Source organism: Demequina activiva (assembly GCF_016862815.1).
Classification (GTDB): domain Bacteria; phylum Actinomycetota; class Actinomycetes; order Actinomycetales; family Demequinaceae; genus Demequina; species Demequina activiva.
Genome location: NZ_BONR01000001.1, coordinates 340,103 through 360,915, shown reverse-complemented (window position 1 = coordinate 360,915; position 20,813 = coordinate 340,103). Strand labels below are relative to the sequence as shown.

The 20,813-nt window shown below is 68.0% G+C and carries 21 protein-coding genes; 9 read left to right on the top strand and 12 right to left on the bottom strand.

Annotated features, from left to right (window positions below; genetic code table 11):
- Positions 1 to 174 precede the first annotated feature (174 nt).
- From Dac01nite_RS01705 to Dac01nite_RS01695, 3 genes are read left to right on the top strand one after another with little or no spacing between them, the layout of a single operon-like run.
- Positions 175 to 1,101 carry an ABC transporter permease gene (locus tag Dac01nite_RS01705; RefSeq protein WP_203653045.1) on the top strand — a complete coding sequence of 309 codons (927 nt, stop codon included), beginning with the start codon at positions 175 to 177 and terminating at the stop codon, positions 1,099 to 1,101.
- Positions 1,094 to 2,041: an ABC transporter permease gene (locus Dac01nite_RS01700; RefSeq protein WP_203653044.1), complete on the top strand. Its 948-nt coding sequence runs from the start codon at positions 1,094 to 1,096 to the stop codon at positions 2,039 to 2,041. The genes Dac01nite_RS01705 and Dac01nite_RS01700 overlap by 8 nt, the downstream gene beginning before the upstream one ends.
- Positions 2,038 to 3,786 (top strand): ABC transporter ATP-binding protein, encoded by a 1,749-nt coding sequence (locus Dac01nite_RS01695; RefSeq protein ID WP_203653043.1) that lies wholly within the window; start codon positions 2,038 to 2,040, stop codon positions 3,784 to 3,786. Before Dac01nite_RS01700 ends, Dac01nite_RS01695 begins: the two co-directional genes overlap by 4 nt.
- A gap of 84 nt (positions 3,787 to 3,870) precedes the next feature.
- On the opposite strand, the gene Dac01nite_RS01690 is transcribed toward Dac01nite_RS01695, so the two are convergent.
- Positions 3,871 to 4,119 carry a hypothetical protein gene (locus Dac01nite_RS01690; RefSeq protein ID WP_203653042.1) on the bottom strand — a complete coding sequence of 83 codons (249 nt, stop codon included), beginning with the start codon at positions 4,117 to 4,119 and terminating at the stop codon, positions 3,871 to 3,873.
- 208 nt (positions 4,120 to 4,327) lie between these two features.
- Between Dac01nite_RS01690 and ychF the strand changes: the two genes are divergently transcribed.
- Both ychF and Dac01nite_RS01680 read left to right on the top strand, forming a co-directional pair.
- Positions 4,328 to 5,413 (top strand): redox-regulated ATPase YchF, encoded by a 1,086-nt coding sequence (ychF, locus tag Dac01nite_RS01685; protein ID WP_203653041.1) that lies wholly within the window; start codon positions 4,328 to 4,330, stop codon positions 5,411 to 5,413.
- A 160-nt stretch (positions 5,414 to 5,573) separates the two neighbouring features.
- Positions 5,574 to 6,440, top strand: coding sequence for an AraC family transcriptional regulator (locus Dac01nite_RS01680; RefSeq protein ID WP_203653733.1), 867 nt, complete (start codon positions 5,574 to 5,576; stop codon positions 6,438 to 6,440).
- A 1,275-nt stretch (positions 6,441 to 7,715) separates the two neighbouring features.
- Here the strand turns inward: Dac01nite_RS01680 and Dac01nite_RS01675 are convergent.
- From Dac01nite_RS01675 to Dac01nite_RS01655, 5 genes are all read right to left on the bottom strand, one after another.
- Positions 7,716 to 8,552, bottom strand: a complete 837-nt coding sequence (locus Dac01nite_RS01675; RefSeq protein ID WP_203653040.1) for a trimeric intracellular cation channel family protein — start codon at positions 8,550 to 8,552, stop codon at positions 7,716 to 7,718.
- Between the two features lie 73 nt (positions 8,553 to 8,625).
- Positions 8,626 to 9,366 carry an alpha/beta fold hydrolase gene (locus Dac01nite_RS01670; RefSeq protein ID WP_203653039.1) on the bottom strand — a complete coding sequence of 247 codons (741 nt, stop codon included), beginning with the start codon at positions 9,364 to 9,366 and terminating at the stop codon, positions 8,626 to 8,628.
- Between the two features lie 88 nt (positions 9,367 to 9,454).
- Positions 9,455 to 9,805, bottom strand: a complete 351-nt coding sequence (locus Dac01nite_RS01665; protein ID WP_203653038.1) for a nuclear transport factor 2 family protein — start codon at positions 9,803 to 9,805, stop codon at positions 9,455 to 9,457.
- An 83-nt stretch (positions 9,806 to 9,888) separates the two neighbouring features.
- Entirely contained in the window at positions 9,889 to 10,713 is an 825-nt protein-coding gene (locus Dac01nite_RS01660) for an alpha/beta fold hydrolase (RefSeq protein ID WP_203653732.1), read from the bottom strand.
- A gap of 284 nt (positions 10,714 to 10,997) precedes the next feature.
- Entirely contained in the window at positions 10,998 to 13,775 is a 2,778-nt protein-coding gene (locus Dac01nite_RS01655; RefSeq protein ID WP_203653037.1) for an AAA family ATPase, read from the bottom strand.
- Positions 13,776 to 13,951: 176 nt separating this feature from the next.
- Between Dac01nite_RS01655 and Dac01nite_RS12155 the strand changes: the two genes are divergently transcribed.
- The gene (locus Dac01nite_RS12155) at positions 13,952 to 14,074 is read left to right on the top strand and encodes a hypothetical protein (RefSeq protein WP_275404501.1); all 123 of its coding nucleotides are present in this window, start codon (positions 13,952 to 13,954) and stop codon (positions 14,072 to 14,074) included.
- A 200-nt stretch (positions 14,075 to 14,274) separates the two neighbouring features.
- On the opposite strand, the gene Dac01nite_RS01650 is transcribed toward Dac01nite_RS12155, so the two are convergent.
- Positions 14,275 to 15,195, bottom strand: coding sequence for a pseudouridine synthase (locus Dac01nite_RS01650; protein ID WP_203653036.1), 921 nt, complete (start codon positions 15,193 to 15,195; stop codon positions 14,275 to 14,277).
- Between the two features lie 148 nt (positions 15,196 to 15,343).
- Between Dac01nite_RS01650 and Dac01nite_RS01645 the strand changes: the two genes are divergently transcribed.
- Positions 15,344 to 15,802, top strand: coding sequence for an SRPBCC family protein (locus Dac01nite_RS01645; RefSeq protein ID WP_239066451.1), 459 nt, complete (start codon positions 15,344 to 15,346; stop codon positions 15,800 to 15,802).
- Between the two features lie 105 nt (positions 15,803 to 15,907).
- Entirely contained in the window at positions 15,908 to 16,993 is a 1,086-nt protein-coding gene (locus Dac01nite_RS01640) for a magnesium and cobalt transport protein CorA (RefSeq protein ID WP_203653731.1), read from the top strand.
- Between the two features lie 19 nt (positions 16,994 to 17,012).
- Here Dac01nite_RS01640 and Dac01nite_RS01635 read toward each other — a convergent pair whose 3' ends face one another.
- The 4 genes from Dac01nite_RS01635 to Dac01nite_RS01620 are packed head-to-tail and all read right to left on the bottom strand — an operon-like array spanning position 17,013 to position 18,611.
- Positions 17,013 to 17,234, bottom strand: a complete 222-nt coding sequence (locus Dac01nite_RS01635) for an SCO4848 family membrane protein (protein ID WP_203653034.1) — start codon at positions 17,232 to 17,234, stop codon at positions 17,013 to 17,015.
- A 9-nt stretch (positions 17,235 to 17,243) separates the two neighbouring features.
- A complete protein-coding gene (locus Dac01nite_RS01630) occupies positions 17,244 to 17,669 on the bottom strand; it encodes an iron chaperone (RefSeq protein WP_203653033.1) in 426 nt (141 codons plus the stop codon).
- Positions 17,670 to 17,724: 55 nt separating this feature from the next.
- Positions 17,725 to 18,075: a DUF952 domain-containing protein gene (locus tag Dac01nite_RS01625; RefSeq protein WP_203653032.1), complete on the bottom strand. Its 351-nt coding sequence runs from the start codon at positions 18,073 to 18,075 to the stop codon at positions 17,725 to 17,727.
- Positions 18,072 to 18,611 carry a CGNR zinc finger domain-containing protein gene (locus tag Dac01nite_RS01620; protein ID WP_203653031.1) on the bottom strand — a complete coding sequence of 180 codons (540 nt, stop codon included), beginning with the start codon at positions 18,609 to 18,611 and terminating at the stop codon, positions 18,072 to 18,074. The genes Dac01nite_RS01625 and Dac01nite_RS01620 overlap by 4 nt, the downstream gene beginning before the upstream one ends.
- Positions 18,612 to 18,649: 38 nt before the next feature.
- Between Dac01nite_RS01620 and Dac01nite_RS01615 the strand changes: the two genes are divergently transcribed.
- A complete protein-coding gene (locus tag Dac01nite_RS01615; RefSeq protein WP_203653030.1) occupies positions 18,650 to 19,681 on the top strand; it encodes an EamA family transporter in 1,032 nt (343 codons plus the stop codon).
- A 176-nt stretch (positions 19,682 to 19,857) separates the two neighbouring features.
- Here the strand turns inward: Dac01nite_RS01615 and Dac01nite_RS01610 are convergent, their stop codons facing one another.
- A complete protein-coding gene (locus Dac01nite_RS01610) occupies positions 19,858 to 20,355 on the bottom strand; it encodes an SRPBCC family protein (protein ID WP_203653029.1) in 498 nt (165 codons plus the stop codon).
- Positions 20,356 to 20,813 lie beyond the last annotated feature (458 nt).

Below are 20,813 nucleotides of genomic sequence, written 5' to 3'. Positions count from 1 at the left end.
GTCCGCCCACCCCCACGCATCGGCGTCGCCCGATGCTCCCGTCTTCTCCAGCGCCGATCGCGCCCTGGAGCGGCTCCCGACCGTGCGCGCGCTCACGAGGCGCGTGGCTCAGGCGGAGCGCATTAGGATGGCTATCCATATGTCAACGTCACATCCCGCATCCGGGGAGGCCCGATGCTGAGGTATATCCTCCGCCGCCTGCTGCAGGCGATCCCCGTGTTCTTCGGGACCACGTTCCTCCTGTACTTCATGGTCTTCTCGATGCCGGGAGACCCCATCCTCGCGCTGTTCGGCGACCGCACGCCGAACGAGGCGGTGTACAACTCGCTGGTCGAGCAGTACAACCTCGACGAGCCGTTCATCGTGCAGTACCTGCTGTACATGCGCGATCTCTTCACCGGCAATCTCGGCGTGACCTTCTCCGGGCGCTCGGTCAACGAGGTGTTCGCCGACGCGTTCCCCGTGACCCTCATGCTCGTGACCATGGCCGTGATCTTCGAGTTCGTGCTCGCGGCGGTGCTGGGCCTCATCTCGGGCCTGCGCGCCGGCAAGCTCAGCGACCAGTTCAACCTGGTGGTCGCGCTGGTGCTGAACTCCATCCCGGCGTTCGTCGCGATGTTCTTCGCGCAGTACTTCATCGCGCTGGGGCTGGGGTGGGCGCCCGTCACCGTGGGCGCGAACGCCACGTGGTCCACCATGTGGCTGCCAGCGCTCACCATCGCGCTGACGCTGTACGTGGTGGGCATGCGACTCATGCGTGGCTCGGTGATCGAGTCGCGCGGAGCCGACTACGTCCGGACCGCGTACGCGAAGGGCCTCACCTCGCGTCGTGTGACACCCGTCCACGTGGCGCGCAACTCGCTCATCCCGGTGATCACCAACACCGCTGCGAGCTTCGGCGCGCTGATCGCCGGCACCACGGTGACCGAGGGCATCTTCAACATCCCCGGCATCGGCAAGGTGCTCTACGACGCGATCATCGGCGGCCAGGGCCCCACGATCGTGTCCTTCGTGACGATCCTCACGGTGATGTACATCATCGTGAACATCCTGGTGGACCTGCTCTACGCCGTCCTGGACCCGAGGATCCGCTATGTCTGACAAGAACCCGCACTACGTCGCTCCCATCGAGGAGTCGGACCAGACCGAGATCGACCAGGTCAAGCTCTCCGAGCGCAAGTCCACGCTGTGGCTCGACGCCTGGCGCGACCTGCGCAGGCGTCCGCTGTTCTACGTGGCGCTCGTCATCGTGATCTTCATCGTCGCGATGTCCGTGTTCCCCTCGTGGTTCACCGACATCGATCCCTACGCCACGGACTCGGCGGATCTGTCCAAGTCCAACGGACCGGCCGAACCGGGCCACCCCCTCGGCTTCACCCGCCAGGGCCAGGACATCTGGGCGCGCATCGTCTACGGCGCCTCGACGTCCCTGTCGGTGGGCCTCATCACCGTCGCGATCACGGCGATCCTCGGTGTGCCCATGGGCGCCATCGCCGGCTTCTTCGGCGGCTGGGTCGACTCGCTGCTGTCGCGGATCGGCGACATCTTCTTCTCGCTGCCGTACTTCCTGGCGGCGGTCGTGGTCATGACGGTGCTGTCCGACTATCGCAACGTCTGGGTGATCTCGGTCGCCATCGGAGGCTTCGCGTGGGCCACTCTGGCGCGCATCGTGCGTGCCGAGGTGCTCCAGGTCAAGCAGCAGGAGTACGTGCAGGCATCGACCTCGCTGGGACGGTCCCGGATGGGCACGCTGATCAACCACGTGCTGCCCAACTCGATCACTCCTGCGATCGCCTACCTGACTCTCGCGCTCGGCGCGGCGATCGTCGCGGAGGCGACGCTGAGCTTCCTCGGCATCGGCCTTCCGAACTCGATCATGTCCTGGGGCAACGAGATCTCACAGGCGAGCATCACGGTGCGCACCGATCCGCTGCCCCTCATCTACCCGTCACTTGCGCTGATCATCACCGTGCTCGCCTTCACGATCCTGGGAGAGCTGCTCAGAGATGCGCTTGACCCGAAGGCGAGGGCCCGCCGATGACCACCGACGTGATCACCACCTCGATCGACGAGCAGCCGCACGAGCTGGACCCGAACAAGCCGCTGGTCCAGGTCAAGGACCTCGAGGTCTCGTTCAGGACTCAGGGCGGCGACGTGCACGCCGTGCGCGGCGTCAACTTCGACATCTACCCGGGCGAGACCGTGGCGATCGTGGGCGAGTCCGGCTCGGGCAAGTCCACCACGGCCACCGCGCTGATGAACCTCCTGCCGGGCAACGGGCGCATCTCCGGCGGCCAGGTCCTCATCGAGGACAAGGACATCTCGAAGCTGGGCCAGAGGCAGATGGCGGCCGTGCGTGGCCACGTGATCGGCTATGTTCCCCAGGACCCGATGTCCAACCTCAACCCGGTGTGGTCCGTGGGCTTCCAGGTCCGCGAGGCCATCAAGGCGAACGGACTCGCGAAGGGCCGCAAGGAGGTCGAGGCGCGGGCCATCGAGGTGCTGCAGCAGGCGGGACTGTCCGACGCGGAGCGCCGCATGAAGCAGTTCCCGCACCAGTTCTCCGGCGGCATGCGCCAGCGCGTGCTCATCGGCATCGGGCTGGGCGCGAACCCCAAGCTGCTGATCGCGGACGAGCCCACCTCGGCGCTCGACGTGACCGTGCAGAAGACCATCCTCGACCACATCGAGAACCTCACCCGTGCCCGCAACACCGCCGTGCTGCTGATCACCCATGATCTGGGCCTCGCAGCCGAGCGGGCCTCGAAGGTCATCGTGATGCACCAGGGCAAGATCGTGGAGGCGGGGCCCAGCCGCGCCATCCTCACGGACCCGCAGCACCCGTACACCCGTCGCCTGCTCGCGGCCGCACCGTCGATCGCCTCGCAGCGCATCGGCGCCACCGTGTCGGAGGACGCCAAGGACGAGGGCGTGATCGAGCTCGCGTCGATCGCGAAGGACCGCCACGAGGAGGCCGAGGCCCACGCGGGCGGAGCGGTCGTCAAGGTCGAGGACCTCACCAAGGTGTTCTCGATTCGCCGCGGCGGCTTCAAGTCCGAGGACCTCACGGCGGTCGACAACGTGTCCTTCGAGGTCCACAAGGGCACCACGATGGCGCTCGTGGGCGAGTCCGGATCCGGCAAGACCACGGTCGCGCGGATGATCCTGGGCCTCGAGACGCCGACGAGCGGCGAGATCACGGTGGGCGGGACGCGGCTCGACAAGGCTCAGGGCAAGGAGCTGTTCGACGTGCGCCGGCGCATGCAGCCGGTGTTCCAGGACCCGTATGCGTCCCTCGACCCGCAGCGCTCCATCGGCGCGATCATCGGCGAACCGCTCAAGGTCCACAAGGTGGGTGACGCCAAGAGCCGCACCGCTCGCGTCGAGGAGCTGCTCGACCAGGTCTCGCTGCCGGGCGCGATCGCGCATCGCTATCCCAACGAGCTGTCCGGCGGGCAGCGCCAGCGCGTGGCGATCGCCCGCGCGCTCGCGCTCAAGCCGGAGGTGGTGGTGCTCGACGAGGCCGTCTCCGCGCTCGACGTGCTGGTGCAGGCGCAGGTGCTGCAGCTGCTCGCTGACCTGCAGACCGAGCTGGGACTCACCTATCTGTTCATCACTCACGACCTCGCGGTGGTGCGCGTGATCGCGGACGAGGTCGCTGTGATGGAGCAGGGGAAGATCGTCGAGGCGGGCGCTACCGACGAGGTCTTCGCCAATCCGCAGCAGGCCTATACGCAGCGCCTGCTCGACGCGATCCCCGGCTCCGGCCTGGACTGGGCGGTTTGAGCCACCCGGCGCGGCCCCGTTGACGCATCGGCCCGGCTGTCTCCGCTGAGGGAGGCGCAGGGCCGATGCGCGTTCGGGTTGGTGCTACGACGTGCGGGAGGCGTCCTCGGGGTCGGGCGCGTCCTCGAGGTCCTCGGGGCGGCGAATGGCGGGCGGCTGGGGCGGCAGTGCCCAGCCGATCGCTCCTGGGATCACCGGGATGATGGCCTCACCCTCGTCATCGAAGGGCGGGTCGGCGGCCACCGGCGCTGGCGCAGGAAGGATCTTCTCCGACTGAAGGTGCTGCGCCATCTCGGCCTCGCCGGGATTGAAGATCGATCCGAGTTCGCTCATGCCCCGACACTACGCCTGGGGGAGCGGGCCGACCAGGCCATCCGCGCATCGGTCCGGACGCGTTCGCCCCTCCCGCCGGACCGACAGCGCGAACCAACCCACGCGCGACACGCCGCTCCACGGCACCGCCTCAGGCCGCGCACCGGTGTGTCGCAGTCGATCGTGGTTCGTAGTGTCGACGGCGAAGCGCCAACTACACTTGTCGACCGTGGCTCTCACTATCGGAATCGTCGGACTGCCCAACGTGGGCAAGTCCACCCTGTTCAACGCTCTGACACGCGCGGAGGTGCTCGCCGCGAACTATCCGTTCGCGACCATCGAGCCCAACGTGGGCGTGGTCCCGCTGCCCGATGCGCGCCTGGGCAGGCTCGCCGAGGTGTTCTCCTCGGAGAAGACCGTTCCTGCGACCGTGTCCTTCGTGGACATCGCCGGCATCGTCAAGGGCGCCTCTGAGGGCGAGGGGCTGGGCAACGCGTTCCTCGCAAACATCCGTGAGGCCGATGCGATCTGCCAGGTGACGCGAGCGTTCGACGACGCGGACGTCACCCGCGTGGACGGCTCCACCGACGAGGCCGGCGATCTCGAAACCATCTCCACCGAGCTGATCCTCGCGGACCTGCAGACCATCGAGAAGGTGCTGCCGCGGCTCGAGAAGGAAGTGAAGATCAAGAAGGGCTCACCCGAGCAGCTCGCGGCCGTCGAGCAGGCCAAGGAGGTGCTCGAGGCCGGCCAGACACTGTTCGCCGGCGCCCAGGCCGCCGGGATCGACACGGACCAGCTGCGCGAGCTGAACCTGCTGACCACCAAGCCGTTCATCTACGTGTTCAACACTGACGATGCCGGTCTGCTGGACGAGGAGAAGAAGGCTCAGCTCGAGGCGCTGGTCGCCCCCGCGAAGGCCATCTTCCTCGATGCGAAGTTCGAGTCCGAGCTGATCGAGCTCGACGAGGACGAGGCACGCGAGATGCTCGAGTCCACCGGCCAGACCGAGTCCGGACTGTCGCAGCTCGCGCACATCGGCTTCGACACGCTGGGCCTGCAGACCTACCTGACCGCTGGCCCCAAGGAGTCGCGCGCCTGGACCATCCGCAAGGGATGGACGGCGCCGCAAGCCGCAGGAGTCATCCACACCGACTTCGAGAAGGGCTTCATCAAAGCCGAGGTGGTGGGGTTCGATGACCTCATGGAGCACGGCTCTATGGCCGATGCCAAGGCCGCAGGCAAGGTGCGCATGGAGGGCAAGGACTACGTCATGCACGACGGCGACGTGGTGGAGTTCCGCTTCAACGTTTAGCCTCGAGCTGCCGCCGAGACCCTGCTGCTCCGAGTGAGCGGCGGGGTCTCGCGTTTGTTGGCGAGCCGTGACCCCTGTCGTCGAGCCGACAGAATCGGACATGGATGATCGGGCGCGACAGTCGGCTGACTGGCGAAGGTGGACTCCGAAGGGGGTAGCCATGATCGAGGTGCTCAATCGGCTGGTCGACGAGATCGAACTCAGCTCGGGCGGTCAGGTCGACATCGATGTTGTCGCCGGTGGCCTCGGCACGACGGGTTATCATCTCCGGCGCATGTTCTCGTCTTTGGCGGGCATGCCCGTATCGGAGTACGTGCGCCGTCGTCGCATGACCGTTGCGGCGTCGGACGTGATCGACGGCGAGGATCTCCTCACGATCGCGGTGCGCTACGGATACTCGTCGGTCGAGGCGTTCGGTCGGGCATTTCGGTCCGTGCACGGAGCGAGCCACGGAGACGTTCGCCGCGACGGTGGTCCCCTTCGACCCCAACCCATTCTCAGGTTCCGCCTGACCGTCGAAGGGAGCTCCGCCATGGAAGCCCGAATCATCGAGAAGCCCATGTTCCGCCTCATCGGTCACGCCGCGCGCGTGCCGCTGATCCACGAGGGCGTCAACCCGCACATCCAGCAGCACATCGCCTCGCTGCCCATCGAGGCGCATGCCCGTCTCAAGGCGATGAGCAGCGGGCAGCCTCGAGGCCTGCTGCAGGTGAGCGCGGACGTGGACCCCGACTCCACCGAGGGAAGCGAGCTGACCTACCTCCATGGCGTCGCGGTCGATGCCGACTTCGAGGTGCCGACCGACCTCGACGAGATCGCGGTCGCCGCAGGGCCGTGGGTGGTGTTCCGCACCTCCGGCTCCTACCCGGCGGCGCTGCAGTCCGCCTACGCCGCATCGGCGACGGAGTGGTTCCCGTCCAACCCGTGGCGGCTGCGACCTGGGCCGTCGATCGTCGCAGTTCTCGATCGCGCGCAGGACTTCAGTACAGCGACGTGCGAGTTGTGGTTCCCCATCGAGCGCGCATGAATCACCTCCGGCCCGGTCCGTATGGTCCGGGCCGGACGGCGCTCACACGTCGTTCGGCTACGGGACGTGGTGGAGTTCAGGTTCAACGCTGAGCAGGAGTTGCGTGCGGCGACCTCCCGCCTCGCCCACGGAGCCGGGGACGAGGGCGGTGCAACGCCGGGGCGTCAGCTGCGGTCGGGCCTGTTGGCACGCGCCGGGTGCGCTAGGGCGCTAGGGCGCTAGGGCGTCTTGCGTACTGCGCGATAGACCGAGTAGCTGCACAGCGCGAGAGTTGCTCCCACCACGAACGCCATGCCCACGATGTCGGCAAGCGCTAGGCCACAATGCGGGGGCTCGCCGCTCGGCGTTGTTCTTGCGAGGCATGTGTACGCCGAGAGTCGGGTGAGAGCGGTGAACCCGCCGACAAGCGAGCCGATCGCGGCAGCAATCCATCCCCAGCGCATGATCACCCCAGTCTGTTTGAGCGTTTCGGAGCCCAGTACAACGAGACGCTAGCGACCCTGTCGGGCTTGAGCAGGCACCATGCAGTCCTGGGCGTGTCTCTGAGGGTGGAGACCCGCATCACGCTCGGGCGTATGGATTCGCGAGACGAGGAGTTGACTGCTGCTCGTCGGCTGAGCTTTGACATCATGGTGACCGCCTTGGGCGTCGAAGCACTGGTCAGCAGCCGCGTGATGCCGGCCGCAGGAGTAGATGCGATGCCTGCGCGGCCTTGCCGTTCTGTTGGCGGCGCGGTCGAGGTCTCGGTGGCGCTTGAGGACGACGACACTGCGTGGGTTTGCGTGCGCGGCCGCGGGTGGGAGTCGTGTGACCGCCAAGAATTGCGCGGTTCCCGGCTCAGCTCGGACGAGGCCCGCAGGTGGCTTGGCTGTCTCTGCGCTGGCCGCTGGGTAGTCGAGCCTCGACCACGCGGGTTCGGCGCGCTGAGGCTTCGAACTGCGGACAGCGGTCCAAACCTCAGGGTCGAGCGCGTGGCTTGACCCGCCGCAGCAGCCCAGCTGGCGGAAGGTCAGCGCGGCAAGCAGCGGGTGCCGAGAAGTTGTTCGGCTGCGGAACGTGGTGGAGCTCCGCTTCAACGTCTGACCAGGCGCGGGTAGAGGTCGCAGAGCCCTGAGTCCTCCTTGTCGGCTAGGCATGCACAGCCCATCCAGCTGCTCCACGGCGCCGGCGTTTGCCTGCGCGCTGACATGGATGGACGAGCGCGCCTGCGCGACAACTCGGACTCGTCTGCGGCCCCCGGGGAATCCTTCCTGTGCGCAGTCGCGCGCGCCGGCCTCAGCTGCCGGAATCGAGGCTGCGGCGACGGCGGGGCTCAGTGCCGTAGTGTCGCTTCCACGTGAACACGCCCCGTTGCCGGAGTTGAAGGCGACGACGAGCGCGAGTCCGAAGGGGCGGACGAGGGAACTCGCGGGGATGGTCATCCAGTTGGCCCCCTTCACCCGTGGCGCGGCGATCCCTCCGGAGTTGCGCACGGCCCAAGCTGAGGGGCCCCTGCTCCGGGAACATCCACCCCAGGTGCACGGCAGCGATCCTCAGCAGCGCCGTCGCCACGGCGGAGATCGGCCCCGCGATTCCGACCGGGACGTCGATGCGGAGGAGGAGGACGAGCATCGATGCGCCGATGCCCGCAGCGGCCGCGTTCAACGTGCCGACATGAATGATCGAGATGGGTCTGTTGGCCATGAGGTCGCGAAGGACGCCACCGCCGACGGCTGCCACCACTCCCACGAGGACTGCCCCGAGGCTCCCGGCCCCGTATGCGACGGCCTTGGACGCGCCAATCGCACCGAAGATGCCCATGACGGCCGCGTCGAGCAGCGAGATGAGCCATTCGGTCCGAGTCAGAACCGACTGCAATGCCATTCCCAGCAACGAGGCGGCCGCTGCCACCAGCAGGTACCACTCGCTCGACACCACGACCGGGAGTTGGTCGAGGACGACGTCCCTCATGAGGCTGCCGCCCAATGCCACGGTGAGGCCGATCGCGACGACTCCGAGAACGTCGATGCGGCGGTCGCGGATCCCCGCCGCGAAGAGAGCTCCTTGGATGCCCCCTGTGGCCGCCGCGACGAGCTCGATCCACAGGGGCACATGAAACAGTCCGCTTGTCACGAGTGGTCTCCTTCGCAGGGTGCTGGCTCGGCTGCCGAGCCGAGCCAGCACCCCACCGGCGTCTTCTGTAGCGTCAACGAGCGCCGACCAGCGCCTTGCTGGCGGCCGTGGCGATTACGTCCGCGACCACATCGGCCTGACTGACGTACACCGCGTGGCTGCCGGGAACCGTGGTGACCTGCGAGCCTGCCCGCTGAGCCATGTGCTGAAGCATGGCCTGGTCGAAGGCTTTGTCATCGGTGCCGATCACGGCCCAGCTGGGCTTGTCGCGCCATGCTGCGTGGCTGACGCCCGCGGAGAATGCCGACATGTTGATCGGCACCTGGGTGTCACGCAGGAACTCAGCGGTGCGGTCGTCCAGATCCGCGGCGAAGCCGCGCTTGAACTTCTCGTGGTTCAGGAATCCGAAGCCGTCGTCGCCCACGTCGATCACGAAGTCGGGGGTGGCCGCGAAGCCCTCGTACTGCTGGGCGGTGGTCTCGCCGCTATCCGGGGCGAGGGCGGCCACGTACACGAGTCCGGCCACCTTGTCATCGACTCCTGCTTCGGTAATCACCGTCCCGCCCCACGAGTGGCCCACGAGGATCGTGGGTCCGTCTTGACGAGCGAGCACTCGGTTGGTGGCAGCGACGTCGTCCTCGAAGGACGTGAGCGGGTTCTGCACGATGGTGACACGGAGTCCGCGTGCGGTCAGGTTGTCGTAGACCGACCGCCATCCCGATCCATCGGCGAAGGCGCCGTGCACCAGCACGACGTTCCTCACCTCGTCGTGCGTCTCGTGCACCGGGTGCTCGGTGCTCAGTAGTTCTGACATTGCTGAGTTCCTTTCGGTTTTGAGGCGGACGAGCCGCCTGGTTCGACACCGCAGCGGAGTGCTGCGGGACGGCGAGATGTGTCGCGGGTCATGGGCCGATGGCGAGTTCGGCGACTGCGTCTCCGTCCAGGGTGAAGCGGTAGTGGAGCTCGGCGACACCTCCCGGGAAGTCGCCCTCGAGGCGGTTCGTCGCGACCCAATGTGCGTCGTCGATGCGCTCGGCGCCGATGAGCCGCGTGGAGTAGGTGAACTCCGCTCCCGCGTCCCGAAGGAAGCGGCGGATCTCCTCGGTGCCGCGGAACGTCTGGCCCTGGTCGCTCACGACCGCCGCCGGTGCAAAGACTTGGATCGCTGCCTCCACATCGTCATTGGCGTGCGCGACGAGGTAGGCACGGATGGTCGTGGGGAGCTGATCGGGGTCGATGGTGGTGGAGGACATGTTGTGGATCCCTTCTCTTCGTTTCTTGCGCCGCGTGCGGATGCAGGGCTGCTGGCAGACGGATGGCTCGAGCGGTGATCGAGTCAGGCGCGGATGAAATCGAGCAGATCTCGGTTGATGACATCGGCGTTGACAGTGGCCATCCCGTGCGAGAAGCCCGGGTACACGGTGAGGGTGCCGTGCTCGAGGAACGTGATCGCGAGCTTGGCCGAGTCGTCGATCGGCACCACCTGGTCGTCGTCGCCGTGCATGATCAGCGTCGGCACGTTGATCTGTTGCAGATCCTCGGTGAAGTCGGTCTCTGAGAACGCCTTGATCCCGTCGTAGTGGGCCTGGGCGCCGCCCATCATGCCTTGGCGCCACCAGTTCCAGACCACCCCTTCGGAGACCTTGGCACCGGGGCGGTTGAACCCGTAGAAGGGGCCCGAGGCGATGTCGAGGTAGAACTGTGATCGGTGGGACGCGACGCCTTCGCGGAAGCCGTCGAACACCTCCATCGGCAGCCCACCTGGGTTGGCGTCGGTCTGCAGCATCAGCGGCGGCACCGCGCCAATCAGAACGGCTTTGGCGACCCGGCCGGCTCCATGACGGGCGACGTAGCGCGCGACCTCGCCTCCGCCAGTGGAGTGCCCGACGTGCACGGTGTTCTCAAGGCCGAGATGCTCGACGACGGCGGCGGCATCGGCCGCGTAGTGGTCCATGTCGTGCCCGTCCGCGGTCTGCGAGGACCGTCCATGCCCGCGGCGGTCATGGGCGACGACTCGGTAACCGTGCTGAAGGAAGAAAGTCAGCTGCGCGTCCCAGTCGTCTGAGCTCAGAGGCCAGCCGTGATGGAACATGATGGGCTGTCCAGATCCCCAGTCCTTGAAGAAGATCTCGGTACCGTCCTCGGTGCTGACTGTTGGCATGGTGTGCTCCTCGTTTTCGTGACGGCCGGGTGCCGTGCGATACCGACGAGCCTCGCGGATCACGCGGTTCACAGCGTCAGTGCAATGACTGCATTGCGGCGCGGTCTGCGATGCGGGTGCCCGTGCCTTGAGCGTTGTGAGAAGGTCCTTGCCGCTAGGCACGCTCCCTGTGCCGTCCCGAGTCGCAAGCGGTCACAGGCGGCAGCGATCCGGGCGCGCGCAGCATCAGTCAGATGACTGCAATCCGGCGGTGCAGGCGCCTCCGCGACGGCGAGGCGGCTGGGTCAGCGACGGGCGTTGCTCGCGCGGTCGTTCAAAGCATCGCGGAGTGCGGCTCGGGAGGTGATTCCGAGCTTGGGGAACACCCGGTACAGGTGGGCCGATACCGTGCGGGGCGAGAGGAAGAGCCGGGCGGCGATGTCCCGGTTGCTCAGGCCGCTGGCGGCGAGTTGCGCGACCTCCAGCTCTTGAGGTGACAGCGACGCGGTGCCACCGGGGCCCCGAGCTCGGCGTGTGGCACCTGTTGCTTCGAGCTCCGTCGACGCGCGGAGGGACCACGACCGTGCGCCGAGCATGTCGAAGGCATCGCGGGATGACTCGAGCTGGACCCTCGCGGCACGGGTGCGACGTAGCCTTCGCAATCGTTCCCCATAGGCCAACCGCACTCGTGCGACCTCGAAGGGCCAATCGTCAAGCCCTGGGAGAGCGAGCGCGATGTCGAACTCATCGGAAGCCTCGTCGTCCGGCGCGACCATTGCGAGTGCCGCAGCAACGACCAACGCCAACCGCGGTGACAGTCGAGCTGCGTCGGAAGCCCGGATCGCCTCCGCATGTGCCTGAGCCTCCTCGACCCGTCCGGTGTGCACCGCGGCTTCCACCAAGTCGAGCGCGGACCACAGCGCCTGAGGGTCGTGGGTGTGCAAGCGGCCGGGGCTTGCGATGGCGGTGGCGTGGCCATATGCCTCTTCGAAGTCACCAGCGCCGAGTGCTGCCTCCCCGAGGGCGTGGTGCGCGAAGTCGTCGAGGCGCCCGAGCTGACGGGGCGCCGCCCACGTGAGCATGGGCTCGCAGTGCGCTCGGCACGTCTCGCGATTCCCTCTGCGTGCGGCGATGAGAGCTGCTGCGTAGGCGCGACTCGAGTCGTACAGCTTGTACCCGAGTGACTCTGCCAACGCTCCCGCGTCCTCGGTGGCTCTTTCGGCAGCGTCCCATCGGCCGGCACCGAGGTCGTCGAAGGCGATCATGATCAGCGCCATCAGCGCCGAGGCTGCCGCGCCCAGATCTCGGCCTTCGTGTGCCACGCGGTCGAGCGCCGCGCGGCAGGCGCTGAGCCTGTCCGTGTAGAAGCTGGCGGTCGCGGTGTGGATGATGAGTTCGACGTCCAACGTCTCACGGAGCTGTGTGAGCTGACGGTCCAACGCGGCGAGCGTGGAGGGTGATGCGGTGACCGGGGCGGCGAACGTCTCGGTGAGGAGTACGACATCCGCTGGCGCCACCGCACCCATACGGGTGACGAGGGCGTCGTAGCCCTCCCAGTAGTCCTCTCGACCGGCGTAGTGGCACATCACGACGAGCGTGTACAAAGCCCGGGAGAGCGCATCCGTATCCTGCTCGTCCGCGACCAGCGCGGAATCGATGGCAACCGTGAGGAGCCGGTGGGCCAGCCCTGCGTCGCCGTCGCTGTTCAGCAGCGTGTACGCGGAGGCGACCGCCGCCTCGAGCGTCTCGCCGAGTGTCGCTTCTGCCCGCTTGGCATCGCGTAGCAGGCGAGTTGAACCCTCGAGCTCGCCGGCGGCGAAGGCGCCGATGAATGCCGCGTGCGCGAGGCGTCGGCTGCGATCGCCCTGGAGAGGACTGAGATCAGCTGCCCGCATCAGGCGGCTGACGGCCCCCACGACGTCGCCACGCTGAAGAGTGTGCTGGGCGCCTTGCTCCACGATGGCGGCGATTGTCTCATCGGGACCCTCTGCGGCCAGAGCGACGTGGTGGCCTCTCCGCTCAGGCTGGTCGGCGAAGATCTTGGCCAGCCGTCGGTGCGCGTCTTGGCGCTCGTCGTGGGTCGACTGCTCAACAATCACCGACGTGATCATGGGGTGCCGGAACCTCATCTCGCCGGCGCGGTCGTCGACCAAAACGAGATGGTCACGCTCGGCCGGACCAAGGTCCTCGACTCCGCCTGCATCCCTGGCCGCACTCAGGACCGCAAGTCGTCCTGACCCGTCGAGCGCCGCGAGCAGCAGCAGGCGACGTGTCTGCTGAGGCAGAGCGGTGACTCTGGACTCGAAGAGTCTGCGCACCTCGCGACTGGTGCCTGCGGTCTGTCGTGCATACGCGTCCACCCCGTCGCGGTGGCTCTCGACGGCCGCCCCGAACTCCAGCAGAGCCAGCGGGTTTCCCTGAGCGTCGTGAGCCACGTCGCGGAGCACGCGCCTCGGAAGATGGGCGAAGTGATGCGACAGCAGGTCCATCGCATCGCCCTCCTCGAGAGCGGGGACGTCGAGCTCTGACCACCCGGTGCGCTCGAAGAACCCGTCAACGCCAGGTCGAGTCGCCCCGAGCAGCCCCAGACGACTCCCGGAGAGCCGGCGGCCCATGAATCCAGCCGCCGATGCGGTGGCTCGATCCAGCCAATGCATGTCGTCGATCATCACCAGCAGGGGAGCGCGTGTGGCGGCCTGGCGAAAGAGCATGAGCGCCGCGCCGAGCACCGCCAGGCGATCAGGGGGTGGTCCGGAGCCGATGCCCAAGGCCACCTGGAGTGCCTCCCGTGACGATCGTGGAAGCTGCTGGAGCTCGTCATCGAGCGGGCCGACGAGCTGGTGCAATCCTGCGAAGCTCACATCGCTCTCGTACTCCACTCCGCCGCCGGAGATCACTCGGATGCCATCTCTAGCAGCCATCTCTGCGGTGGACTGCAGCAGCGTCGACTTGCCGACACCTGGCTCGCCCGTGAGCAGCAGGGCCGCGCCGCCAGCCGAGAGCTTCGCAAGGAAGTCGCCCAGGGCGCCGAGCTCACGCTCGCGCCCGACCAGGCGTGGTGACTGCCTAGTGCGATGCGCCATCAGTCACGCTCCACGACTCCGCACCGAGTTGCGGTGCGGCGGTTGGCTCCCGGTTATCAGCAAGGCTAGAGCCTCGAGCTGGGACGGTGCACCCCATGCCTGCTGCGTCAGGCTCAGGAAAGACCACACGCGGCCTCACGGTCGCTGCGTGGCATTGCGGTGGCCAGGGTGGCGACATGGCTCCCACTGACAGGCCCGGAAAGACGCCGGGCCTCATCGCGGCCATTCGTCCGCTCTCACCCTGGCTGCCCACGATCGTGGGGCAGACCCTCGTGTCGCTCGGGCGCATCGTCTGTTGATGAGCGTCCATCGCACCGGGGATGGCGCTGGCGGACACGCACGGCATCAGCGGCGGCGACCACTCACCGTGGGCGTGGCCCTTGGTCGCCGCGAGCGCGCTGGCCGTCCTCGCACTGGTGGCGCCGGGAGTGCGCTCGCTGCGCCGCGCGCGGGCGCGTGTCGCCGCTGCGTCCGCCCTCTCTGGCGCCTGACGCGCTCGTCAGCAGACGCGCGGCCACGCGAGTTCCCGCCGGCTCGTGTAGATGCGAGGCGTCCCGTCGACCGGGTCGGTGAACTCCAGCCGACGTGCGATCAGCTGCAGCGGCCGCGCGAAGTCCTCTTCGTGTGCCTCCAGGACCGTCGGGTACAGCGGGTCGCCCACGATCGGCAGGCCCGCATCGGCCATCTGCAGGCGCAGCTGATGCGTCTTGCCCGTGAGCGGCGTGAGCCGGTAGCGCGCCCACGCGCCCCTGACCTCGACGACCTCGACGAGCGTCTCGGCGTTCGGCTCGCCCGGCACCAGCTCGGCCTGGAGGGACCCGCGACGCTTCTCGATCCGGCCCACGAGCCGTCGGGGGAGCGGCAGCGCCGGATCGTACGGCGCCAGAGCCTCGTACGTCTTGGTCGCCCGTCGGTCCTGGAACAGAGCAGAGTAGGCGCCGCGGAACTCGCGCCGGGTGGTGAACAGCAGGATGCCGGCAGTCAGGCGGTCAAGCCGATGCGCGGGCGCCAGGTCTGGAGCGTCCAACGAGACGCGCAGTTTGACCAGCGCGGTCTCCTGGACGTGGGCTCCGCGTGGGGTCGTTGCCATGAAGTGCGGTTTGTCGACGACGACGAAGCGGTCGTTGGCCTCGAGCACCTCGATCGGGAAGGGCACGGGCGTCTCGGGAACAAGCGGGCGGTGGAACCACACGAACGCGTGCGCGCGGTACGGCTCGTCGCCGGTCCAGGACTGGCCGTTCTGGTCGACGAACTCGCCTGCGTCCAGCATCGCCTCCACTCCAGCGCGAGCTGGCAGGCGCTCATGAAGGAAGTCGCGCATCGTCTGCCACGGGGATGCTGCGCCCGGCTCCACGCGAGGCGTTCGTATCCACGCCGCGTCGAGTCCCTGGCGCTGAGGCAGCGGGGAGCGGGGAGGCATCAGGGCGATGCCTCGGAAGGGAGGGCTGGCACGCCCAGCATCGTACGTGCACCGGGTGTGCGCAGCGGCCTTGCCTGCAAGCCTCGACGGCGTCGGGTGCCGGAGGAGTCGGCACGGTGTCCGCGGGTCCACGCCTAGGATCTTGCTCGTGCCGTCCTTCACCGTCACCACTGCCGTCGCCGCGCCAGTGGCACGTGCGTTCGCGCTCAGCCTCTCGGTAGATGCGCACGCGGCCTCGCTTGCGCATTCGGGTGAGCGTGCCGTCGCAGGCGTCACGACCGGGCAGCTGGCCGAGGGTGAGTCCGTCACCTGGCGCGCCCGGCACTTCGGCGTGTGGTTCACGATGACGTCTCGCATCACGGAGCATCAGCCGCCCCATCGCTTTGTCGATGAACAGGTGGCGGGGCCCTTCCAGAGGTGGCGACACGAGCACCGGTTCGAGATGGTCCCCGAAGGCACGCTGATGGTCGATCACGTGGACTTCGCTGCTCCTCTAGGGCTGCTGGGTCGTGCGGTCGAGGCGTTGGTGCTCACCCGCTACATGGAACGGTTAATCACGCGACGCAGTGCCTGGCTCGCTCAGGCGCTCAGCGAAGAGGCCGCGTGAGGCTCACATGCGGGCCTCGCGGCGGGTGCCCGCTCGGACTACACGCGCGGCCCTGCGCGTTGGCGTGGATACGCTGACATACGACCGAAGGAGCATCACGTGGCGATGAGGCGAGGGCGGACCACCGCTCACCAGGGGGGTCCAGACGAGCCGGACCTCACGCAGGGCGGCACATGCCTGGTCCGCGTGGTCGACCATGGAGACACCGACTGCGCTCCTGTCGGGACCACGCCGCACCAGGCTCTGGAGCTCGCCGGGACCGGCCCCGATCGGATGGCTTTCCTGCTGTACCCGACCGCGCCCGCGACAGCCGTCCACGAGCTCGCCGAGGCCTGGGATCTGCACCCGGTCCTCGTGGAGGATCTCCTGCACGCTGGGCAGCGGCCCAAGCTCGAGCGCTATGGCGACGTGCTGTTCATCGTGGTCCGCTCCGCGCACTACGACGATGCGCGCGAGGAGGTGGACTTTGCCGAGTTCCACGTCCTGGCACGCCCGGGCGCTGTGGCCATCCTGTGCCAGGACGAGGTGTGGTTCGACGGCACGCCAGCACAGGCCCTCGTGGACCCCGAGGACACTGCGGGCGATCGAGCCATCAATGCCCTGCTCGACGACGAGCTCCTGACGCTCGGCCCCGAGGCGGTGGCCTACCGACTGCTCGACGCCATCGTCGACGGGTATGCGCCGGTGCTGCGCGAGGTGGGAATCGACAGGGATCAGATCGAGAGGCAGGTGTTCAGCGCGGATCCCGCGGTGGCCGAGCGCATCTACAGGCTCAGCCAGGAGGTCATCGACCTCCAGCACGCGACCACGTGGCTGGTCGAGGTCCTGCGTGGCCTGCGCGGAGGCTTCACCAAGCATGAGGTGGCCGAGGAGCTCCAGACGTACCTGCAGGACGTCGCTGACCACCTCGACCGCATCGGCGCTCAGACCGCGGAGTACCGCGAGTCCCTCACTCAGATCCTCGGGGTGAACTCGACGCTCGTGGCCCAGCGTCAGAACGAGGACATGAAGAAGATCTCCGGCTGGGCCGCGATCCTGTTCGCACCCACGCTCATCGCAGCGGTGTACGGGATGAACTTCCAGAACATGCCGGAGCTCGACTGGGCCTTCGGCTACCCCATGGCACTGCTGCTGATGGTGGGATTCTCCGTGGTGCTGTACCGGGTGTTCAAGGCCAAGAAGTGGATGTAGCGGATCCTCGAACCTAGCGCTACGCCAGCGACGCCAGGCCCGCGATGCCCGCGATGAGCGAGACCCCGGCGAGCGCGAGGGCGGCCGTGATCAGCACCGCGTGCACGCGATAGAAGCGGGTGCGTGACCCCGCTGCATCCGTGGACCGCTCGTCGGCTCCGATGCGCTTGAGGAAGCGCGGCCACACGGCGATGGCGAACAGGGCGTTGATGAGCAGGACGATGCTGAGGGTCAGGACCATCCGGCCAGGCTAGCCGTCACCGACCGCGCGCTTCACCAGGCCCGTGATCGCCTTCTCCTCGTCGGGTCCCAGCGAGACCAGCGCGAAGGACGCCGGCCACATCGCACCGTCGTCGAGCTCCGCGACGTCCTGGAAGCCGAACGTCGAGTAGCGCGACTCGAACTTGCTCGCCGCCTGGAAGAAGCACAGTACCGTGCCGCCCTTCGACCACGCTGGCATGCCGTACCACGTGCGCGGCTCGAGCTCCGGCGCGGCCTCCGTCACGAGGGTGTGGAGCCTTTCCGCCATGGTGCGTTCGCCATCCGGCATCTCGGCGACCTTGGCCATGAGGTCTGCCAGCGCATCGGCCCTCTTCTTGCCGCCCTTCTCCGCGCGCAGCTCGTCCGCGCGCTCCTTCATCGCGGCCTTCTCGGCCGCGGTCCAGCCTGAGCTCATCACAGCACCTCCGGTCCTACGTTAGTGCTGGCAGGAGGCCGATGCGCGGGCTGGCTCAGGTGGCGGGCACGGGTTCCGTGCGGGTCACCCAGGACGGTCGCAACTCCGCGTAGACGTGCGGGAAGTCCTCTCCAGCGCCGTGCGTGTCCTCGAACCGGACCTCCACGCCGTCCGCCTCGATGAGGGCGGTGTCGAGGACGAGCACGGTGAGCTCGGCGGGATCCACGTCGGCATAGTGCCGTTCGAGCACCCCGGCCAGCTGTGCGCGCGTGGCGCAGTGGACGTAGCCCTCGTCCGCGACGGTCAGGCCGCGTCCAGACACCGGATAGGGAGCTGCAGCGACGGCATCGGCGCCGTCGGATCCGAACCACTGCGATCGGAAGGCGACGTGCAGGATCTCGGTCACGGTGCCTCCTCGGCCTGGCGGGCGCGGTACGCGGCCTGGGCGGCGCGGTTGGTGCAGGTCACGGAGCAGTACTTGCGCGACCGGTTGCGGGACAGGTCCACGACCACGCCGTCGCAGTCATCCATCTCGCAGTCCCCGAAGCGCTGGAACTCGTCCGCGCGGATCACGTCGATCAGGGCCATCGCCGTCTCCACGAGGATGCGCTCCGCGAGCGGGCGGTCGTCGCTGGTGGCGTGGATGTGCCAGTCGACCCCGTCGTGGCGCACCACCTGGGGGAGGGCCTGCTGCTGCGCGAGGATCGCGTTGACGAGCGGCACGGCCTGATCCCGCGAGGCCTTGAACAGCGCGCGCACGCGTGCACGGATCGCACGGACCTGCTCGAGGTCCTGCGGCACGGGGTGGGAGCCCGAGTAGTGGAAGTCGTCGAAGAAGGCCTCGAGGTGGTCGAAGTCCGTCATCGTGTCCGGCTCGAGCTCCGAGTTCGCGAGAAACGCGGCCGCCTCCAGCGCCTCCGTCGTGTCATGTGCGAAAGCCATGTTGACACATTACCAGGCGCCCGCTACTGTCATGAGCCATGGCAGTTTTGACTCATGACGACGCGCGGGGCGGGCTGCGCACGCGCACCCCGGCCACCAGCCGCCTCACCTCCGGACTGATCTTCGCGATGGTGTCCGCAGCCTCCTTCGGCATGTCCGGAGCGCTTGCGCGCGGTCTGCTCGACGCCGGATGGACTGCCGGAGCCGCGACCATCGCGCGCGTCGCCATCGCCGCGGCCGTGCTGGCCGTACCGGGAGCCCTCGCGCTGCGCGGCCGCTGGCACCTGCTGCGACGTGGTGTCGGCGTGATCGTCGCCTACGGCGTCTTCGCCGTGGCTGGCGCCCAGCTGTGCTACTTCATCGCCGTGGGCTACCTCGACGTGTCCGTCGCCCTGTTGATCGAGTACACCGCCCCCGTCGCCGTGGTGCTGTGGATGTGGCTGCGCCACGGCAACCGGCCCACGCGCCTGACCGTCGCCGGCGCCTTCATCGCCGCTGCGGGCCTGGTGCTGCTGCTCGATGTGCTGGGAGGCGGTGCCGGCATCAACCTCGTGGGCGTGCTGTGGGCGCTCGCTGCCATGGTGGGTGCCTCCGTGTACTTCGTGATCGGCGGCGACGAGTCCAATGGCCTGCCTGGTCTCACGCTCGCGGCGGGCGGCCTGCTGGTGGCGCTGGTGGTGCTCGGCCTCGCGGCAGCCGCTGGAGTGCTGCCCATCGCCTGGTCCACCGACACCGTCCAATTCGTGCCGTTCGCCGCTCCATGGTGGGCCGTGGCGCTGGTGCTCGGCGTCGTGACGGCCGCTGCGGCATACGTCACTGGCATCGCCGCGACGCGCCGCCTGGGCGCGCGGCTCGCGTCCTTCGTGGCACTCACCGAGGTGATGATGGCGACCCTGTTCGCATGGGTGCTGCTGGGCCAGGTCCCGCTCGCAGTCCAGGTGGGCGGAGCACTGCTCGTGGTCGCGGGCGTGGTGGTCGTGAAGCTGGGGGAGCGTCCTGCGGAGAGCGTCGTCGCTTCCCTCGCAGAGCCGCCCGCCGTCAGCGACCCGCCCGCGCCGGTCCCTCTCTGACGGGACCGAGCCATTCCTGTCCCGCTGGCCGCGACACCCATGCGGCCCGGCGGGCACCCGCCGGCGGCCGATGCGCACCACCCCTCCAGCGCATCGGCCGCCGGTCACGAGCGCGGCCGGGCGCACGAACGGCGGATCCGCCTCGCGGATCCGCCGTCGCTACGTGCGGGAGAGCGTCAGATCTGAGGATCGATCGGCTCATCACCCGTGGTCGAGGTGCCTGCGTCACGGATCTCGCCGCGCCACGCGCCGTCCTCGACGCCGCGCTCCTCGATGAAGCTCTTGAAGCGCTCGAGGTCGCCACGCACGAGAGCGTCGTCGACGCCCACCGCCGCACCGGCCTTCTCCGCGAAGCCCTGCGGGTCCCAGTCGACCGTGAGGCTCACGCGAGTGGTCTGCGGGTCCAGCGACTCGAAGGAGACGCGGCCGCCCTGGTCGAGCTCGCCCACGCTGTGCCACTCCATGTGCTGGTCCGGCACCTGGTCCGTGATGTGGGCGTCGAACTCGCGCTGCACGCCGCCGATGTTCGTCACCCAGTGGGTGCGGGAATCCTCGAGCTGCGTGACCGACTCGACGCCACTCATGAAGTGGGGGAAGGTCTCCAGCTGGGTCCACTGGTTGTACGCGGTGCTGAGGGGAACGTTCACGTCGATGGTGCTCTGAGCAGTAGGCATAGCGTGCCTCCTTCGAACTCGGTTCACGGGCGCCAGGCGGCTCCCGCACCCCTGTCAACCATCCTGACGGCGCAAACAGTCCATGCCTATCGGCGCCTGAGAGACCTGAGCGCCCATTCCAGGGCATTCCCATCAGCCGTTCGCGTATCGCGGACAGCAACCCTCCTGGGGGCGAGCGAGACGGTGAAAAAGGGGGCGTTCTCGTACGAACGGTGCAGACTGCCCCGCCGTCCGAGTGGCGTTCGCCACGCGGACGTGACGAACGTCATGTGTGGTGGCGTCATGCCCTAGTCTGTGGTTCTGCGGCACGTCCCGGGCACTTCGGGACCTCGTGCCAACGATGGCTGAGGGGTCACACTTGAGAACGTCTATTTTCGCGCGCGCGCACAGCGCCGCCGCGGCACGCTATGCCTCCCTGATCACGCTGACGATGCTTGCCGTGACCGTCATGGTTCCAG

What these genes read in the sequence shown, in the direction of transcription:
- Dac01nite_RS01610 (WP_203653029.1), bottom strand. Translation starts at nt 20,355, where the DNA reads ATGCCTACTGCTCAGAGCACCATCGACGTGAACGTTCCCCTCAGCACC.
- Dac01nite_RS01695 (WP_203653043.1), top strand. Translation starts at nt 2,038, where the DNA reads ATGACCACCGACGTGATCACCACCTCGATCGACGAGCAGCCGCACGAG.
- Dac01nite_RS01665 (WP_203653038.1), bottom strand. Translation starts at nt 9,805, where the DNA reads ATGTCCTCCACCACCATCGACCCCGATCAGCTCCCCACGACCATCCGT.
- Dac01nite_RS01650 (WP_203653036.1), bottom strand. Translation starts at nt 15,195, where the DNA reads ATGCCTCCCCGCTCCCCGCTGCCTCAGCGCCAGGGACTCGACGCGGCG.
- Dac01nite_RS01655 (WP_203653037.1), bottom strand. Translation starts at nt 13,775, where the DNA reads ATGGCGCATCGCACTAGGCAGTCACCACGCCTGGTCGGGCGCGAGCGT.
- Dac01nite_RS01660 (WP_203653732.1), bottom strand. Translation starts at nt 10,713, where the DNA reads ATGCCAACAGTCAGCACCGAGGACGGTACCGAGATCTTCTTCAAGGAC.
- Dac01nite_RS01635 (WP_203653034.1), bottom strand. Translation starts at nt 17,234, where the DNA reads ATGGTCCTGACCCTCAGCATCGTCCTGCTCATCAACGCCCTGTTCGCC.
- Dac01nite_RS01700 (WP_203653044.1), top strand. Translation starts at nt 1,094, where the DNA reads ATGTCTGACAAGAACCCGCACTACGTCGCTCCCATCGAGGAGTCGGAC.
- Dac01nite_RS01630 (WP_203653033.1), bottom strand. Translation starts at nt 17,669, where the DNA reads ATGAGCTCAGGCTGGACCGCGGCCGAGAAGGCCGCGATGAAGGAGCGC.
- Dac01nite_RS01670 (WP_203653039.1), bottom strand. Translation starts at nt 9,366, where the DNA reads ATGTCAGAACTACTGAGCACCGAGCACCCGGTGCACGAGACGCACGAC.
- Dac01nite_RS01680 (WP_203653733.1), top strand. Translation starts at nt 5,574, where the DNA reads ATGATCGAGGTGCTCAATCGGCTGGTCGACGAGATCGAACTCAGCTCG.
- Dac01nite_RS01620 (WP_203653031.1), bottom strand. Translation starts at nt 18,611, where the DNA reads ATGGCTTTCGCACATGACACGACGGAGGCGCTGGAGGCGGCCGCGTTT.
- Dac01nite_RS01690 (WP_203653042.1), bottom strand. Translation starts at nt 4,119, where the DNA reads ATGAGCGAACTCGGATCGATCTTCAATCCCGGCGAGGCCGAGATGGCG.
- Dac01nite_RS01705 (WP_203653045.1), top strand. Translation starts at nt 175, where the DNA reads ATGCTGAGGTATATCCTCCGCCGCCTGCTGCAGGCGATCCCCGTGTTC.
- Dac01nite_RS01615 (WP_203653030.1), top strand. Translation starts at nt 18,650, where the DNA reads ATGGCAGTTTTGACTCATGACGACGCGCGGGGCGGGCTGCGCACGCGC.
- Dac01nite_RS01640 (WP_203653731.1), top strand. Translation starts at nt 15,908, where the DNA reads ATGAGGCGAGGGCGGACCACCGCTCACCAGGGGGGTCCAGACGAGCCG.
- Dac01nite_RS12155 (WP_275404501.1), top strand. Translation starts at nt 13,952, where the DNA reads ATGGCTCCCACTGACAGGCCCGGAAAGACGCCGGGCCTCATCGCGGCC.